This is a genomic window from Bacteroides sp. ET71 (assembly GCF_023336905.1).
In the GTDB taxonomy this organism is placed as follows: domain Bacteria; phylum Bacteroidota; class Bacteroidia; order Bacteroidales; family Bacteroidaceae; genus Bacteroides.
The window spans coordinates 1-1,593 of the sequence record NZ_JAMBLS010000086.1 but is presented as its reverse complement, the minus strand read 5'-3'; the positions used below and the strand labels follow the sequence as shown (position 1 = coordinate 1,593).

General features: G+C 46.0%; 1 protein-coding gene. It reads right to left on the bottom strand.

The genetic code is table 11. From position 1 onward, the window contains the following. Positions 1-170: 170 nt before the first annotated feature. On the bottom strand, positions 171-1,457 hold the full coding sequence (locus M3090_RS15225; protein ID WP_048318236.1) for an IS1380 family transposase: 1,287 nt from the start codon (positions 1,455-1,457) through the stop codon (positions 171-173). Between the last annotated feature and the right edge of the window lie 136 nt (positions 1,458-1,593).

Genomic DNA, 1,593 nt, shown 5'->3' with positions numbered 1-1,593 from the left:
CCTCAAATCCGCAACTACGCGCCTATATGATACAGAAGCGAAAATAATCTGCATCGTTAGTAAAAAGGGGGCACAGTGCATCGAATGTCACCATAAAGACATATAAACGCCCCTTACCCCACCATGCGACTTGAGGCAATACGCAAAGTCACGACCATAAGTTGTCGGTGTTATCCAAAGTCATTCTGGAACACATCAGCATAAGCGTTGTTGCATGAATAGATATTCAGCACATACTGCCTTGATGTCCTGCCCCATTTGGCTGGCACAGAGATGAACTTGAAGACAAACGCCTTGATGCGGCTTGTTGCTTTGAGTCCGAACCTCTTCACGTCAAGCCTCGCCATGATGAATTTATAGAAGTTGCGTATGAGTGCCGTAAGCAGAAGAAACACCGTGTTTTCTCCCATGAAGGATTTTGGAAGCCTGTTCCAGCCGAATCCGTTATTCATTTCATCGAAGATGCGTTCCTTCCCTCCACGGAGGTTATAGAATTTGACAATCTCTTTCTCGGAAGACTCGTAGTCATTTGTAAGGATGCAGCGGTAGGTGTATTCGCCTTCCCACAGGTCAATCTCACCGTCAATTCGCTTCTGCCTTTGGATTACAAGACGGTATGCCCTCCCTTTCCATTTCTCAACAAGAATGGAGTTCAGTTCAAACTCAATGCCGCCCAGTTCCTCTCTCTTCCACCCTCTGAGTGCAAAGATGTCATCGTAGAGCGAACCGCAGCGGTTGGCGCGGATATAGAAAGTCATGCAATGCTTTCCGACCTCTTCCACAATTTCCTCTGAGCAGGATCCGCAATCTGCCCTGAAACGATTGACTGTCAATCCTTTCTGTTCAATCCTCTCAAAGAATCTCCTCAACGTGTCCTTCTGGTGGAAACGAACGTTAGTGTTGCCGTCGCTGTTCTCTATGCCGACAATCATGTCGCCAATGACAGCCACACCTGGACGGTACCCGAGAAACTTCTTGTATGTGGGTTTCGCATCAAACTTCTCAGCCTCTATGAACTGGTGGTCGAAGTCAACGTCATACCCCTCGCCCTCTTTCAGCTGCCCTGTGGACAATAGGCAATTGAGGAGCAGTGTATTCAGCATGTCTGCCGTGTTGAAGTCGTAGGTCTTGCCAGTGTCGGATGTGTAGGAAATGTTATCCTGGGTCAGTTCCTTTATGGCTCTGAGAATCGTGTCGGCACTGCATGTGCGAAATGTCGGATGAAGCGAGAGGTGGTACATCAGATGAGTGGTGACATCCTCTATGCATGAGCCGCCACAGAAATAAACGCTCATAAGCGAACGGATGATTTCGCTGTATTGATAACCATACAGCCTACATCTCATACCGAGGGTTGAGTCGATTACAGATGAGAGATTGGAGTCAAATTGCTCCATTATTGAAAAAATTCCTCCAAAAGGAGAGAGTTTCTCAGATTTTATTGCTACCTTTGCCATGTCTGTCGGGTTTGATACATATTTTGATTTGCAACACTAAGATAGGTGAAAAATCTGACATGGCAAAATCCTGAGCAACTTTTTGTTGCTCAGGTACTTATAAAATAAGTTAAACTAAAATGCTGCGGAATTTAGG